Origin of the sequence: Clostridium tertium, assembly GCF_902652255.1 — a bacterium.
In the GTDB taxonomy this organism is placed as follows: domain Bacteria; phylum Bacillota; class Clostridia; order Clostridiales; family Clostridiaceae; genus Clostridium; species Clostridium tertium_A.
Genome location: NZ_CACRTO010000041.1, coordinates 49,543 through 64,639, shown reverse-complemented (window position 1 = coordinate 64,639; position 15,097 = coordinate 49,543). Strand labels below are relative to the sequence as shown.

Annotated in this window: 19 protein-coding genes; 1 reads left to right on the top strand and 18 read right to left on the bottom strand. The window is 25.4% G+C overall.

The window, feature by feature from the left end; translation table 11 throughout:
* On the top strand, positions 1-557 hold a 557-nt coding region (locus GPX08_RS13185), incomplete at its 5' end, for a UTRA domain-containing protein (protein WP_156627262.1).
* Between the two features lie 177 nt (positions 558-734).
* On the opposite strand, the gene GPX08_RS13180 is transcribed toward GPX08_RS13185, so the two are convergent.
* From GPX08_RS13180 to GPX08_RS13095, 18 genes are all read right to left on the bottom strand, one after another.
* The gene (locus tag GPX08_RS13180) at positions 735-971 is read right to left on the bottom strand and encodes a hypothetical protein (RefSeq protein ID WP_156627261.1); all 237 of its coding nucleotides are present in this window, start codon (positions 969-971) and stop codon (positions 735-737) included.
* Positions 972-1,061: 90 nt separating this feature from the next.
* On the bottom strand, positions 1,062-1,250 hold the full coding sequence (locus GPX08_RS13175) for a hypothetical protein (RefSeq protein ID WP_156627260.1): 189 nt from the start codon (positions 1,248-1,250) through the stop codon (positions 1,062-1,064).
* A 524-nt stretch (positions 1,251-1,774) separates the two neighbouring features.
* Positions 1,775-2,158: a hypothetical protein gene (locus GPX08_RS13170; protein ID WP_156627259.1), complete on the bottom strand. Its 384-nt coding sequence runs from the start codon at positions 2,156-2,158 to the stop codon at positions 1,775-1,777.
* A gap of 15 nt (positions 2,159-2,173) precedes the next feature.
* On the bottom strand, positions 2,174-2,680 hold the full coding sequence (locus GPX08_RS13165; protein ID WP_156627258.1) for a hypothetical protein: 507 nt from the start codon (positions 2,678-2,680) through the stop codon (positions 2,174-2,176).
* Positions 2,681-2,695: 15 nt separating this feature from the next.
* Positions 2,696-5,002 carry an ImmA/IrrE family metallo-endopeptidase gene (locus GPX08_RS13160; protein ID WP_156627257.1) on the bottom strand — a complete coding sequence of 769 codons (2,307 nt, stop codon included), beginning with the start codon at positions 5,000-5,002 and terminating at the stop codon, positions 2,696-2,698.
* Positions 5,003-5,061: 59 nt separating this feature from the next.
* Positions 5,062-5,271 (bottom strand): hypothetical protein, encoded by a 210-nt coding sequence (locus GPX08_RS13155; protein WP_156627256.1) that lies wholly within the window; start codon positions 5,269-5,271, stop codon positions 5,062-5,064.
* 6 nt (positions 5,272-5,277) lie between these two features.
* Positions 5,278-6,390 (bottom strand): hypothetical protein, encoded by a 1,113-nt coding sequence (locus tag GPX08_RS13150; RefSeq protein ID WP_156627255.1) that lies wholly within the window; start codon positions 6,388-6,390, stop codon positions 5,278-5,280.
* An 11-nt stretch (positions 6,391-6,401) separates the two neighbouring features.
* Positions 6,402-6,809: a hypothetical protein gene (locus tag GPX08_RS13145; RefSeq protein ID WP_156627254.1), complete on the bottom strand. Its 408-nt coding sequence runs from the start codon at positions 6,807-6,809 to the stop codon at positions 6,402-6,404.
* Between the two features lie 293 nt (positions 6,810-7,102).
* Positions 7,103-7,933: a hypothetical protein gene (locus GPX08_RS13140; protein ID WP_156627253.1), complete on the bottom strand. Its 831-nt coding sequence runs from the start codon at positions 7,931-7,933 to the stop codon at positions 7,103-7,105.
* A gap of 26 nt (positions 7,934-7,959) precedes the next feature.
* Positions 7,960-9,018: a transglycosylase SLT domain-containing protein gene (locus GPX08_RS13135; protein ID WP_156627267.1), complete on the bottom strand. Its 1,059-nt coding sequence runs from the start codon at positions 9,016-9,018 to the stop codon at positions 7,960-7,962.
* A 133-nt stretch (positions 9,019-9,151) separates the two neighbouring features.
* Positions 9,152-9,859, bottom strand: coding sequence for a hypothetical protein (locus GPX08_RS13130; RefSeq protein ID WP_156627252.1), 708 nt, complete (start codon positions 9,857-9,859; stop codon positions 9,152-9,154).
* A gap of 1 nt (position 9,860) precedes the next feature.
* Positions 9,861-11,756, bottom strand: coding sequence for an ATP-binding protein (locus tag GPX08_RS13125; protein ID WP_156627251.1), 1,896 nt, complete (start codon positions 11,754-11,756; stop codon positions 9,861-9,863).
* 77 nt (positions 11,757-11,833) lie between these two features.
* The gene (locus GPX08_RS13120; protein ID WP_156627250.1) at positions 11,834-12,334 is read right to left on the bottom strand and encodes a hypothetical protein; all 501 of its coding nucleotides are present in this window, start codon (positions 12,332-12,334) and stop codon (positions 11,834-11,836) included.
* A gap of 14 nt (positions 12,335-12,348) precedes the next feature.
* Positions 12,349-12,615: a hypothetical protein gene (locus GPX08_RS13115; RefSeq protein WP_156627249.1), complete on the bottom strand. Its 267-nt coding sequence runs from the start codon at positions 12,613-12,615 to the stop codon at positions 12,349-12,351.
* A gap of 88 nt (positions 12,616-12,703) precedes the next feature.
* Positions 12,704-13,336 carry a hypothetical protein gene (locus GPX08_RS13110; RefSeq protein ID WP_156627248.1) on the bottom strand — a complete coding sequence of 211 codons (633 nt, stop codon included), beginning with the start codon at positions 13,334-13,336 and terminating at the stop codon, positions 12,704-12,706.
* A 68-nt stretch (positions 13,337-13,404) separates the two neighbouring features.
* The gene (locus tag GPX08_RS13105; RefSeq protein ID WP_156627247.1) at positions 13,405-14,097 is read right to left on the bottom strand and encodes a hypothetical protein; all 693 of its coding nucleotides are present in this window, start codon (positions 14,095-14,097) and stop codon (positions 13,405-13,407) included.
* Between the two features lie 16 nt (positions 14,098-14,113).
* Positions 14,114-14,767 carry a hypothetical protein gene (locus tag GPX08_RS13100; RefSeq protein WP_156627266.1) on the bottom strand — a complete coding sequence of 218 codons (654 nt, stop codon included), beginning with the start codon at positions 14,765-14,767 and terminating at the stop codon, positions 14,114-14,116.
* 47 nt (positions 14,768-14,814) lie between these two features.
* Positions 14,815-15,084, bottom strand: coding sequence for a hypothetical protein (locus GPX08_RS13095; protein ID WP_156627246.1), 270 nt, complete (start codon positions 15,082-15,084; stop codon positions 14,815-14,817).
* Between the last annotated feature and the right edge of the window lie 13 nt (positions 15,085-15,097).

The window sequence follows — 15,097 nt, the reverse complement described above, 5'->3', positions numbered from 1 at the left end:
TACTTTATTCCGTTCCAGGATCAGGAACTTATGTATGCTCAGAACACAAAAATTTTATGGTTGGAATTTTTGATGACAAAACTTTTTCTAGTATATCTACAAGATTAAATGCATCAGGAATTAACAGTTATAGCAAAGTAATAAATAAATCAACATTTAACGGATACAGTAGCATCTCTTCTAAGCTTAATATACCAAAAGATAAAGAAATATTTTCACTTACAAGACAACGATTAAATCAAAATAAAGAGATTATAGCACTTGAATATTTCTATACGCCAAAGAATCTATTCCCTGACATTGCTGAATATGACTTTTCTAGAGTATCTCTTTATGATTACATGCAAAAAAAGAACTTAAAGCCATCTTTTTTTGATAGAAAATTAACTATTATACCCGCATCAAATTCACTTGCTGAAATGCTAAATGTAAAAAAAAATCATTTCGTATACTGCTTTGAGTTTATTGGATTTTCAAAAGAAAATCAAATTGTAGAATATACAAAAAGTTACATAGATACAAGCAAAATTAAATTTGAATACACTTTAACAAAATAATTAATATGTAATGAATAACAGTTCTAACATAGAAATGTAAGAATATATGTGAGCCTGTAAATATTTTGCGGATTATTCCCTAAAATGGAACCTTATGAATTTGTAACCAATTTATTCTTAAAATTATAGTTTTTAGATAGGGCTGTCGCACTAAATAATTAGTGCGACAGCCCTTTATTATGTACTATATTTATTTATTTTCACATTAGAAGTATTTTCTTTTCTATTCTCACCTAAATTCTCTTTAACTTTATCAATATTTTCTTTTACTACTTCTTTAACCTTGCTTAAATTTTCCTTAGTTTCTTCTTTAATGTCATCTAATGACTTTTCACTTAAAATCTTTTTTATTAAAACTCCTGCTCCTAATCCAATAATTGCTCCAATAATTAGTCCTTTTCCTTTAATTCTCATAATTCTACACCTATCCTTTCATAATTACTATTTATATATATTTTATAAAAATACTTTTTTTTATTTCAATAGATGTATCTTAAATTTTTATTATTTTTTATTCGTACATTTGGAACAGAGTATATAATATATAACGGAATTTCTTTTAGCTTTTCTCTTTCCTTCTACTACTCTTCTTTCTTCTTTTATAACCTTAGAACATTTTGAACAAATATATCTATCTGATACTGTATTCTCTTTTTCATCATACTTATATGCTGGTACTATAATTTTTTTCATCTACTACTCTCCTTCCAACTCTTTCTATCTATTTATAAAATATCATATTTATTTTAATAAATCTCTATTAACTTTTTACCCCTTCACTCGTTTTTAATTTATTATTTTTCCTTCCCTATAAACAAATCTATAATAATAAAGCTAGTTTTCTAGCTTTATTCACTCGCTCTCCCCCTAAGTGGAAAATTTAAAATAAAAAAATTAAATTCCACTTAAAAGGAAAAACAATAATATTATTCTCACAGAAACTCTACTATATTGGTCAAACTCGCTTAGGTCTAGTTTTATCAAGCATACTACCATGTAACTCCCAATATACCCCTAGGAGTAAATATCAAACTCCTCTAGGACAGGCACTCCACTTCTAATACTTCTTATAGAAGCTTGTCTAAGAAATTATCATTACCCATCTAACGGAGATATTATCGGTGGTGAGCCGATTAGTTTTTTATAGTGTTATTCCTTTAACCACTTACCTTATAAGGATTTTTTATTATGAAAAATGCCTCCAAGAACACTTTTATTTATGCTTCAATTAATGCTGATTTTAATTTATTTCTATAATCTTTTAACCTTTCATACTCTTTTACAGAGTTTTCATATGTTATCTTACATTCTTCTATTGTTTCTTTATAACACTTTTCTGCAACTACTCTATCATATTCTTTTCTTGCTCTAATCATTTTATTATAAGCATGTGCTGTTTTTATTGAATATTCTTCATAGATTGTTGGTTCATATTTGTATAATAAATTTTCTAATTTATTCATTTGATTTTCTATAATAAATATTTTCCCTTTATCAGTGCAACTTATAGTTGTACCATTTAATAATTCTAATAACTTTTTAACTTCTCTTGTAAAATAAAATACTTCTTCCTTCTTAAAATTTTTTGATAATTTACTCATAAACCACCTCAAATTTTAATTTTCTTCAATTAGGTAGATTTTAAAAAACTTATTTTCAGCTAACTTACTTTCTGTAATTTCTATTCCAAATTCATCACTAATAATATTTTTAAAAGTTGATTTAATTTGATTATCAGTCATTTCTAAATTAAGAGTTTCAAAAACAAGATATTTTTTTCCATCTTTAATATTAGTATTATAAGTTTTATTTTCTAACTCTCCAATTTCTTTAAACCTATTTATTAAATCATTCTTTTTAACTTCATAATTATCAGTATCTTTTTTAGTATCTTCATCAGTTATTAAATCATCTATACTATTAGCTTCATTATAACTACTTGATATTTCATTCTCCCTTATTTGTTCATTTAATTTATTTGTATTTTCAGTTAAAATTCTGATTTTTTTCTTTGTCATAGATAAGCCAGTTTGCATAAAAATAATGATTATAAGTAAAATTACAATAATTATTTTATACTTCTTATTTTCTTTGAAATTAAATAAATCCTTAATATATTCCATAGTTACCTCTATATGCTATCTTTCAAGTTCTACATCTTTTCTATTTGTTTTAAGGCTCTTTCTAGCTTCTGTATGCTTACATCCTTCTTGCTCTAGATGATACTCTATTAAGTTTAATTTATTATCATCAATAGTCATTTTGCTTATATTTGAGCCTGTCCATTTGGTATTATCTATTTTAGCACCTTCTAAGTTTGCTCCCCTTAAATCTGCAAATATAACACATTGTGTTATGTCAGCATTTTTTAAATTAGCATTTCTTAAATCCATATTTAATAACATCATTCCACTTAAATTTTCATTTTCTAAATTAAGCTGCTTTCCTCTAGTTCCTTTGCTATTTATCCATTCTTCATGCTCTCTTATTTTTTTTCTAATTTCTTTTTCCTTATCAACTGAAATCATCTCTTTATTATCCTTTCCTAAATCATTTTTAAATTCTTCATTATTTCTAAACTCTAAATAACTTAACTTTTGACTTTCTGATAATTTTACTATGTTATCTTTTACTATATCTTTAAATTTTAAAGCAACTTCTGAGTATGTTATTTCTTCTTTTAATTCTTCACAAATAGAATCAGAATGTAAATATGCTGAAATCATATTTTTAATTACTTCTGTTTTTCCCTTCTTAACTATTTCATTATTGACTTTATCTATATCAAATGTATAATCAAAAAATTCTTCTATTTCTTTTCCTCCCATATTATATTCTTTTAATTCTTTCATAAAGTTTTCTTTTATAATATTACAATCATAATAATTTTGTTCTTTTTCTTCATTTTGGGCTTTAACTTCTTCAAAGTTATCATTTAGAAGCTTAAATTCATTCTTTTTATATTTCTCATAGATATTATCTAATATATCTAAGTCATCTATTTTATTTTCAATAGATACAATAGCCTTTACAAAATCTGCATAATTTTCTTTTATTAATTCTTCTATATTGTTTTTCATTACTTTAAAACTTACTTCTTCATAATCTCTATCACTTAATTTCCAATCATCACTTTCACCTATTACATCTATCTCATTTTCATTATTTTTTTCTATATTTAAATTTGAAAACTTTTCTATTTCCTCTATTGTAAAGTAATATCCATCTCCAACTCCATCATTAGGAATATATATATTACCTTCTTCATTTGAAAAGTGAACCTCATATTTTCCATTTTCAAAACCTTCAATTAAAAAAGATGTTCCTTTTCTTATGAAAGAACCATCTTCACCCTCAATATCAATTAATACTTTGTATTCTTTAATACTATCAAACTCTTGAAATTCTTCTACTTTAAACCCTTCAAGTTCTTTTACCTCATATAATTCCTTATTTATATTTTCTTCTAAATTAATATATTTATCTTTTTCTAATTCAAAAGATAAATCTTTGTTATTGATTAAAGTATCTTCAATTACTTCAATATATTCTTTAACTGTTTCTCTAACTTCATTTATTAGCTTTTCCTTATCTTTTAATTCAACATCTTCAGTCCAAGAACTTATATATCTAAACGAATATTCTGATGTATCTAATCCGAAATAGCTACATACTACATATGCTCCCATTTCTGCTTGAAATTCTTTAGCGTTGGTAGTGTAATTATCTCTTGTTTCCATAGTGTGAAGTTTTGCATGAGTTAATTCATGTATTAAAGTTTTAATATTTTGTAATTGAGTATTCCTAGGATTTAAAGCGACTTCTTTTGTTAATGGATAACTAACTCCTTTTACTGCTCCTAATTCTCCTTTAGGCTCTATAATTCTAACTCCTATTTTCTTTGCTATATTTTCCATAGCTTTATACATCAAATCATAATTTTGAACTTCTCCATCAAGCCATCTACCAGGGAATATCTTAGGTAAATCTTCTGCTTTAGCATTAGTTTGAGAAACTTCAAAAACATATCCTTGATTAAATATTAGCTTACCTTTTCTTACTTCTATTTCTCCTTGCTCTATTAATCTTTTTTCTTCAGGAGTTGCTTTGCTTAATTTAACTTCCTCACCTTTTGAATTAATAAAATAATCACTTAATCTATTTGGAACTAATATTTTAATTCCCTTCTCACCTTTATTAACTGTAAATCCTTTTTCCTTCCAAAAAGCATATGATCCAACAGCTAAAGCTCCTTCAAATTGCTCTTGAATTAGAAAAGTATTTCTAAATGAATAGTTATAAAATTTACTCATATAACTAGCAAGTTCTTTGAACTGCTCTGGACTTGTGAAGCATTTTTCTATACCTTCATTAGCTTTTTCCAAAAGTTCATTAACTTCTTTTTCCTTATCTTCTTTTGATTTTTTATTATATGTTTTTTTCATTTTTCCTTTCACCTTCCTTAAAAAACTTAATAATAAAACACCAGGTAAAATACCTGGTGCTAATCAACAATATTTTCATTTACAATTTTAGTTTTTAAATCATATTCAACTACAACTGTTTCTCCATCTTCATCATTTAATTCAGCTTTAATTGATGATACATAATCTTTTGAAGCTTGTACTATAATTTCTTTCCCTTCACCAATACTCAATACTTTTAATTCAGTATCACTTATTGCTTCTCTAACTATTCCTAAATTACTAAACATAAATCTCTACCTTTCATTTTCAATTTCTCTTTGTAATCTCTCATAAGCCATTTGATTTTTAACTTGTTCAAAATCTTTATCAAATACCTTTTTTAATTTGTTAATATCCCTCTTTGTTAATATTACTGTTTTACTTTTGTATGAATATAATAAACTTTCATTATTATTTTTTACCACCTCCTTTATTTCTTTAAGAAGTGTATTCCCCATTCTAGTATAAAGTTCATCAATTTTATTTTTCTTATAATCTTTATATCTAAAGGTTTCACCTTCTCCATACAATTCTTTTAAATATTCTGTCTCTTTATCAAGTAAATCTTCTAGCTTTTTAAATTCTTCTTTCTTATAATTATCAACATAATATTTTGTTAATTCATCTAATAAAGGTCTAACTTCACTTAATGAATTATAATTATAGTGCCATTGTCTTTTATCTTCAGGTAATTTTTTTATTATTTCTAAAACCATTCTTTTCATTTCCATATCCTTATGAAATGAAAAATCTTTTTTACTATCAATAATATTTTTTCTTATTATATCATTTATTTCTTTTTGCTCTCTACTTCTATCTATAAGATTATTAGCAAATTTACTTTTCATATTGATTAATGTTTTAGGCTTTCTCTTTCCTCTTTCCCTACTAGGATTTACTTCTACACTTGCAACATGAACATGGATATTATCTGTATTGTAATGAAGTGATCCACTCCAAAGTAAATTGTCAAACCCTTCTTTTTTTATCAATTCATTCATTGAGCTTCTAACTGCCTCAATTATTTTTTTCTCATTTAAAACGCCAGTTTTTTTATCATATAACCCTTCTTTTTCAAGCCATTCATTATCAAAACTAAATACATCTTGCCACATTAAACTCTCGTTCTCTTGTGCAATAGAAAAATAATCTTTCAAAGCTTTTCTTTCATATTCATTTAAGAAATCTTTATCAGCTGTAAATAAATTTCCCGACTTACTTGGATTATCCATATAGTCATTATAGAGTGAAAAATCTTCAAACTTATAATTTCTTACTGCTTCTTCTCTATCTATATAATCTATATATTTAGAGAACTTTTTACTATTACTTTGAATCCATCTAACCTTATGAACTATACCTACCATAATGTTATCCTTTAATATGTTCTATCTAATTTAGCAACTCTTTTACTTGCAATTCTTTTCTCTACAAACTCTGTTGCATTATCTATCGCTTTACATTTAATATCACCAGTAGTTGCTAAAAGTTTATATCCTGACTTCACAAATAAACCATTAAGTAGTTCGATTATAATTTGAGTATTTTTATCAGATTCATTACTAGCTTTTTTAATTCCTAATAGTTCAGCCTTTAATTTCTCTGAAAGCTTTTCTCCAATCAAATTAATCATAAATTCTGTAGTTATATCTGAATTATTTCTATGTTCTCTTATAATTAATTCTAAAGCTTCACTATTATATTTTAAATGATTCTTTTCCTTAACTTCCTCTATATACTCAATGTTTTTTTCACTTAGTCTATAATGTTTTTCCATCTTACTCATAATAAAATTTACACTCCTTTATCTACTAAGGACTTTGTCCTCGCTAAAGCTCACCTATAAACTTTAAAAAGTTTAATCAAACTTACCTATAATGAAATATTAAATATCTTTAGTTGGAAACTAGATATGAAGATATTTAATAAGAGCATAAGGGGAAACTTCCCCCAAAATAATTGGGGGACTAGGCAAAGCCTAGTGTTTCCTTGGGTACAAAAAAATTCCCAAAACGCCCAGTTTACGCCACTTAAACGCCACATAAACGCCACAAAACCTCCCAAGTTGATACATATTTTTTATTGGTAATTTTTCATTTTTTCTTCTAACTTTTTGATTTTTTCTTCATACTCTTTGCATTTTTCACTTTCAATTTTTATTTCACTTTCTAGCTGAATAATACTTGATTGATTAGACTTTATTGTATTTTCTGTTGCTTCAAGTTCACTTTCAGTTTGATATTCTTTGTCATTTTCTAATGTATTTATATTTTCTTTGAATAAATTTATTTTAGAATTTTTATCTGAAATTACTGTATTTATTGCTTCTATTTCTTTTTGAATATCTTTAATTTCATTTTCAATAACCTCGACTGTATATTCATTTATTCCTTTCTCTTTTAAGTCAGTATTAATATTTATATCTCTTACATCAGAATATAATTTAACACTTCCTTTACTCTCTCCATCAGTATTTTTATCTAATACAGTTAATGAAAGAGCTTCCCATTTCCTTGCTACCTTTGTAGTTATTATATAATCACTATTAGTTATTTTGGTTACTTTACTAGGTATAATTTGAGTTGGATTTGTCTTTTCCCTTACTTCAAAATCTAAATTTACTTTTTCATTTAAACTTTGATTTTTAACCTTAATGGTAAATTGAACTAATCCATTTTCATTGTTATATTGTCTATCCTTTAATGTAACTACTACACTATTTAATGGTATTTCTTTATTAATTTCTGTACTCATCAAACTCATTTCTTTATTAAAGAGAATATTTGATGATAGAAAAAATAAAACTCCAATTATACAAATTGAAGCTAAAAAATAATATGATATTGATTTATTCTTATCAAATTTTTTCTTTATATTATCTACTTTAATTTGTATATCTTCCTTCTTCAAACTTTCACCTTCTTTACTTTATTAATCTATTCAACAACTCTTCTAACTCGTCCATTAAATGTTTCTGTCCAATATGGATTGTTTAAATCTGCTATTTCTACTCCCCTAGTAGGACCATCATGTATAAACTTTCCACCACCTAAATAAACAGCAACATGACCATTAATTGTATAGGTATCAAAAAATAATAAATCTCCTCTTTTCATATCCTTTGGATTTATTTCCTTACCCATATTAACAAGTGAAAATGTTACTACACTTGCTCTATCTCCAAGCTGAACTCCTGAACTTGCATACATATAATGAACAAATGAAGAACAATCAAAACGACCAGCCAAAACATCTTCTTCCGTTCTTCCTCCACCCCATACATAAGGTGATTTTCCTACCCACTTCATTCCAGCTTCAATTGATTTTTCTATTATTTCATTACTACTTCCTAATAATCCAACACTACGAAATTCCATAGCATACTTAAATACTTTATTAGGATAATCATGTTGAGCTTTATCTAAATCTACACTCATTCCATAACCAGGACCACCATTATAACAAGCAAAAACTCTCCTTAATGTATCTTTAAAATCTTTATCATTTTCGCTTCTATCCCAACCAACTAGCTTCATATTTTCATTATTATTGTAATCTAATCTCTCTACTTTATTTTGCATATACAGAACATAATTGGTGTAATATCTCATCTCATATGCACCAGCAAATATTTGAGCTTTAGGATCATTTAGATATATATTCCACATATCTTCAGATGTTGAAAAGTTATAACCACCTTTTCTATAAGCATCTCCTAATCCCATATCAATTAAATATTTCCATAAGTCTTTACCCGTTGCTATATCATATTTTTGAATTTGCATCATCCCATACGCTCCACCGTATGAAGCATTAGGATTAAAATTACTTTCTTGTTTTGCAACTGCTGCTAATACCCAATTAGGAACATTAAATATACTAGCTGCTTCATTAAAATATGGTACAAAATCTTTAGGTACTCCTAATGCTCCAATATCAGTAATAAGTCCTCCACCACCGTCAGTTTGAAATTCTTGTGCCTTAAAAAGATACATAGTTACAGAACTTACTAATATTAAAAAGCTAATTGTTATTACTCCTACACTTGATACTAGAAGCTTACTTACTTTTTTTATTAACTGCTTTTCTTTTTCCAATAGCACCACCAACTTTTTTGTATTTTAACGCTTATATAACTCTGTAACTAACTACTTTATACTTATCATTGATCTTTAATAATTTAACTTCATATGAACTTCTTCCTGAGTTTGCTACTTGATCGTATTGGTCAACTACATTCCATTTAACATAAACATCAAATAAAATATAATCATTCTCATATTCATTTTCTTTCTCATATGACTGTACTTCTTCAATCACTTTTTTCTTAATATCTTGATTTTTACCAAGATACATATATAAAGCTTCTACCTCTGGTTTTAATTCATCTGCAACATATTTAACTGCTAACTCTACTGTTTCTTTTGGCTTTTCTATGTCAAAACTTTCTATGGCTTGTACAAAATTTTCAGCTACATTTTTTGCTTTAATTCTTTCCTTTAAGGAAAATTTACTTTCATTAAGAAGATTATTATTTTTTTTAATTTCTTCATCTGAACTTCCGTTTGATATTGTGCTTTTAAATCCTTTTTCTACAACAATATCTTCTTCCATAAAATTATTTTCCTTATCTGACTTATCTAGTTCTTTATCTAAATCATAAATGCTCTCACTTTCTTCATTAGAATTATTAGAATTTTCATTAGGCTTTTCTTCAAGATTATTTGAATATTCTTGTTTGTTTTTTATATCATGAATTAAATCTTCTCCTACAAATATTACTGATAAAACTCCTATTAATATAAAAAAAGCTATTATTAATTTTTTAAATTTCATACTAAGCACCACCCTTAAATAAATCTAATTCTTTACTTGTAACCTCTATTCTGAACTTTATATTTTTAAATCCATTGATCGCTAATATACATTCACCTTTTCTAAAGAAAGGTACTCCTTCAATTTCACTCTCTGTTAATTGACCATCAAAAATATCCATTAAAGCCTTTTTAGAATTATTATCTTGTTGCATGATAAACTTATATTGAGTTAATTCAAAAAGAGTTTTTATCTTTTGTAATGCTTCACTCTCTGCATTTTCAGGAACAACATCTCTAATACTTTGAGTTGCAAATATAAGTCCTGCAAAGTATTTTCTTGCTTCTCTTTCAAAAGAAATTAAATAATCAACTGCCATAATATTATTGGAATTTATGAACTTATGAGCTTCATCAATTAAAAGAAAATACTTTTTACTATCTTCAAAACTAATCTTTCCATCATCATATAACTTCTTAGCTGGAAGTCCTTGTTTTAAAGCATTATTCCATAATAGTGTCATTATGTTAAATGTTTGAGCGTTGAATATTCTTCTATCAAATTGAGTTAAGTTTTTAACTGCAAAACTTACTATTTGTTCATCATCAAAATTACTTATAGATGAATGTCCATTGAAAAGAGTTCCATAATCTCTTACCATACTTTCAATATTTAATATTATTAACTCTAATCTCTCTTGCTTTGTTGAAGTTAGATTCTTCTTTATAATTGCTCTCTCCACATCTTCATAAAGTTCATTTTTCGTATATTCCAATAACTGCTCCATTATTGGATATTCTGTAATTTCATAAGTAGTAGCTTTTTTTCTATCTATTCCATAACTTCTATAGAAATCACTTAAAAGTCTTTCAAATTCTCTTATTTCTGATTGCTCTGCTGTCGGAGAAATAAATTGATATAACATTGAAACTTTACTTAAATGAAGCATATAACTTTGTTCTTCTAATACCTCATTTGTTTCTTCATCAACTACTGTTGCGAATATCTGTAGTGGATTTATAATACCGTCTGTCCCATCTAAAGCTATTACTTTTCCCCCTAAAGCTTCAACTAAAGTTTTAAATTCACCTGATATATCTAAAACTCTAATTGTGTTATTTACTATTGCATTATCCATCATCAACTTTTTTAATAAAGTTGATTTTCCTGAACCCATAAGCCCTACTATTAAGGCATTAAATGATTTTCTATAATCATTCCTAGTAAAAATATCATATAAGACATTTCCACCAGTATATGTTCTACCTAAGTATTTTCCAGTTGGATCATTAAGTTCTGTAAAGTGAAAAGGATAGCCACCACCTAAAAATATTGAAGGTAATGGCTTTCCTACTCTTTTATTAGGATAATATGTTTGATCTGTAGCACTTGAAAATAATGACTTCCATTCATATTCTTGTTCATTAATACAAACAGCACCCCTATAACCTAAATTCTGTAACTTAATTAGTATCTCTTTAACTTTTGTGTCTAATTCTTCTAAAGTTAAAGCTGAAACATAATATCTTATAGTTACAAGTTTTATTATTTCCTCATTTTGAGTAATATCTTCTACTAATGCTTGTAATTTACTAATCTCTGATGTAGCTTTTATTCTGTCAATATTACTTGGAGCATCACCAGCTCTTGTAATCTGCTCTGTAATAGACCTATTAATTTTTTCTAATATCTTATCTTGATTTTCTGTGGAAACATCTATTGTTGTTGTTACATCTTCAAAATTTAATAAATCTTCTAACCAATAATCATTAACTTGTGTTTTAAATTCATATATTCTTATACAAGATTCGTACCCATCACCCTTGATAATAGCTCTTTCCGAAAAACTCACACCACCTACTGGCTGAATAGTTTTCAATAGATATGGATTGTATTCTATATTTTTTCTTAGTGCCATCTGCTTCACTCCTTACTGAAATTTAATCAAAATAAAAAAAGACACTAACTTTAATTAGTATCTTTTTTTAATTATCTTTAATATTCTATAAATATGTATCTATCATCATACAAAACAACAGCTACTGAACATCTTTTATTTATTATAAAAGATGTCTCTAATCCTTCTATACGGTTTCCTAGATCTTTTTTTACAATTTCTGAAATTAATTTTTTTATTTTAACATTATTATATCTAGTATTTATATAATAATGCTCTATGATTTCATTTTCATTTAAAGATGAAATCATATTTATCTTGTCTTTTTTCTTTAAGTATCTTCTTAACTTCAAAGGTAAATAATAATACTTATCAGACTCTTTATATATATTTATACAAAATATAATCTCATCTTCATCTTGAAAAATTTCGTTTAGTATTTTGTATAATTTTTCACTAACTTTTTCAATATATAATTCACATTCTTCTAAATGTGATATACTTTCTTCTAATTCAATAACTCTTTCATTTTTAAATTTCACATTCATATTAATCTTATCTACAAATAAATTAATTTCTTTATTGAAATTGCTTTTCATAAATATCTATTCCCCTATATTAAATTTAAATAACTAGGAATTATTAAATCAAACTTATTTTGTTTTAACACTTCAATAGTTAGTCCTATTACTTCATAACTATTAGTTATTCCGTCAATTTCATTAATTAAAATTAACTTTCTTAATATCTCACTCGATATAAGTTTTATATCCGAAGCATTTAATTCAAACTTTATATCTTTTGCTGAATTTTTTATACTTCTTTCTAATTTTTCAATTTCAAACTTTTCTACTCGATTATCTTTTTTTCTAATATTCATTCTAAATCAACTCCTTAACTCATATATTAAATTGTATCAAATTTTATCTAAAAATATCAAATTAAGGAGTATATCAACTTCCATATATCTAAAAATATGACTTAATATTCTTTTTATCTAATAGTTCATTTATTTTTTCAAAATCATACTCTCTCATATTTTCATCTTCTTCTCTCAACTTATCCAACATTTGAGATATAGTTAAATTATTTTTATCTTTAGCTATACACTTATTTACTTTAATAATCCTACTAAAAAAAGGTTCTTTAGTCTTATATCTCTCTAAATCTTTTTTTATATCAAATAGAATTCCTGTTAATGTAATATCCCAATATAATCCTAATATATTTATTGCATTATACAATTCTAATGAGATTGCATTCCATTTTTCTTTTTTCTCATTTACTCCATTATAGCCACTTCCCCCATTAACATTTTCATTAACATTAACTAATGGATTAAATATTTTAATTGGAGTTAATTGCGCTAATTCTATTAAACTTTTAGCAGCATGTTTTCCACAAACAATTATTTTCTGGTTAGAATTTACTTTCGATGTACATAAAAACTCATAATATTCATTGGTAATAATATCTCCTGCATCACTTTCCTTAGTTCTACCATTTAATAAACATGTATGAGTAATTATTTCAATATAATATTCTTCAACTATTTCTTTTCTCCTATCTTCTCCCCTACACTTTAAATGTTCTAACTGCATTAATATCACTCCTTAAACAAATATTTATTAAATTATACCAAAATTTATCTATTTAAGGCACTTTCAACTTATATTATTAACATTTCCAACTTATCAATCGAAACCTTTTCCATTGTTTCATAAGAATAAAAATCTCCTACATCTAATTTCCCATTCATATAAGCTATACTTGATACAGTTATATTATTCTTGCTATTTTCTGATATCCATAATGCAAAAATTACATTAGGTTCAATTGCATTTTCCCTATACTTAGTAAAAAATAAAATTTCATTAACATTTCTTAGTATTTTTTCTTTTACTATTTTTGTTTTAAATCCATTTTCTTTTAATAGTTTGTTATATTCTTCAAGCAAACTATTTTTAGCAATATCCTTACTTTTATAGTTTTCAGATATTAAATCAAACTGATTATCTTCTTGTAATTTATTTTCTATCTCTTTTATTACAAAATCTAAATCTTCATCTCCATTTATTATTGTTACTTCTTTTGTCCTAAATGCTTCAATTTTTTTGCTATTAAAAGAATATCTAAAAATAATGAACTCATATTTAGTTAAATATTTATTATCCCATTTAAGCCTTATATAACAAACTTTTTTATTTTTACTTATTGATAAATACGTATTATACAATATTTCTTTAATATAGCAATTATAATTATTATCTTTAAAATAATTAATTATGATTTGAATTTCTTTTTTAAATAATGCTCTATTCTCATTTTCGAATGGTATTTTTTCTAATAATCTTTTTATCACTTGATTTCACCTCTATTTAATTTATTAGTTTTGTATTAGGATTATTTAACTTAAATAATATTTTAAGTTTCTTTTCAACATCTAAAGGTTTTAATTGGATTGCTATATTTTGATTTCTTAATAATAATCCTTTAATTTCTTCCTTATTGTCTGTATCTCTAATAAAAATCATTATATAAAATTCTTTATTTTGTCTATTTTCCTCAAGAAATATTAACTGCTCTAATTTTTCTTTCAAGAAATTAGCATAAATTTCATTATCACATTCTTTTAATTTCTTTTCTAAAAATTTTTGCTGCTTTAATGTATTTACAGGAAACTTCATTGATATAAGTTTAAAGTCATATACATATCCTCGTAAAAATGATACGAAACTATATATGTGCATTTTTCTTTCAATCTCATTTAATGAATATATGTCCTTACTATCTATTTGAAATATATCAATATGTCCCATTTGGGTTATTATGCTATCATCATCATCTGCATCTTTAAAAGGCAATAACTCCTTAGTTGTTAGTAAAACCTTTTTATCTTCTTTTCTTATTTCTTTAAGCTCTTTTTTCTTTAGCTTCTTTTTTTCCTTTAATAACTTCTTTTCTTCCTTAGTTAATTTTACCTTTTCTTTCTTTATATCCTTTTTTATATTTATATTTTCAAATTTTTTTATTGCCATAAAATCCTCCAATCAAAAAGGTGTCCTTGAGGGACACCTATCTATTCTCTAGCATAAGCTTTTTTATTTCTTATTAAAGCATAATATATACTTTGAAATTTTCTTTTTTCAGGATTTATGCTACTCTTACTAGTTAATATAATAGAAATAGTAAACATAAATAAATAGTAAGGTACAATTAATGGGGTATATACCAGGGAACTTAATGCCCAGGATATAATTAATACAGAACCTACAAAAACTATATCAAACAAATATAAACTCTTAGTAAACTTCATTGATGATGAAATTTCCTTTGGTAATACATACATAAATTTCACCTAC

Excerpts from the sequence above, each read along its gene's own strand:
- GPX08_RS13180 (WP_156627261.1), bottom strand. The coding sequence starts at position 971 with ATGAGAATTAAAGGAAAAGGACTAATTATTGGAGCAATTATTGGATTA.
- GPX08_RS13175 (WP_156627260.1), bottom strand. The coding sequence starts at position 1,250 with ATGAAAAAAATTATAGTACCAGCATATAAGTATGATGAAAAAGAGAAT.
- GPX08_RS13170 (WP_156627259.1), bottom strand. The coding sequence starts at position 2,158 with ATGAGTAAATTATCAAAAAATTTTAAGAAGGAAGAAGTATTTTATTTT.
- GPX08_RS13165 (WP_156627258.1), bottom strand. The coding sequence starts at position 2,680 with ATGGAATATATTAAGGATTTATTTAATTTCAAAGAAAATAAGAAGTAT.
- GPX08_RS13160 (WP_156627257.1), bottom strand. The coding sequence starts at position 5,002 with ATGAAAAAAACATATAATAAAAAATCAAAAGAAGATAAGGAAAAAGAA.
- GPX08_RS13155 (WP_156627256.1), bottom strand. The coding sequence starts at position 5,271 with ATGTTTAGTAATTTAGGAATAGTTAGAGAAGCAATAAGTGATACTGAA.
- GPX08_RS13150 (WP_156627255.1), bottom strand. The coding sequence starts at position 6,390 with ATGGTAGGTATAGTTCATAAGGTTAGATGGATTCAAAGTAATAGTAAA.
- GPX08_RS13145 (WP_156627254.1), bottom strand. The coding sequence starts at position 6,809 with ATGAGTAAGATGGAAAAACATTATAGACTAAGTGAAAAAAACATTGAG.
- GPX08_RS13135 (WP_156627267.1), bottom strand. The coding sequence starts at position 9,018 with ATGTATCTTTTTAAGGCACAAGAATTTCAAACTGACGGTGGTGGAGGA.
- GPX08_RS13130 (WP_156627252.1), bottom strand. The coding sequence starts at position 9,859 with ATGAAATTTAAAAAATTAATAATAGCTTTTTTTATATTAATAGGAGTT.
- GPX08_RS13125 (WP_156627251.1), bottom strand. The coding sequence starts at position 11,756 with ATGGCACTAAGAAAAAATATAGAATACAATCCATATCTATTGAAAACT.
- GPX08_RS13120 (WP_156627250.1), bottom strand. The coding sequence starts at position 12,334 with ATGAAAAGCAATTTCAATAAAGAAATTAATTTATTTGTAGATAAGATT.
- GPX08_RS13115 (WP_156627249.1), bottom strand. The coding sequence starts at position 12,615 with ATGAATATTAGAAAAAAAGATAATCGAGTAGAAAAGTTTGAAATTGAA.
- GPX08_RS13110 (WP_156627248.1), bottom strand. The coding sequence starts at position 13,336 with ATGCAGTTAGAACATTTAAAGTGTAGGGGAGAAGATAGGAGAAAAGAA.
- GPX08_RS13095 (WP_156627246.1), bottom strand. The coding sequence starts at position 15,084 with ATGTATGTATTACCAAAGGAAATTTCATCATCAATGAAGTTTACTAAG.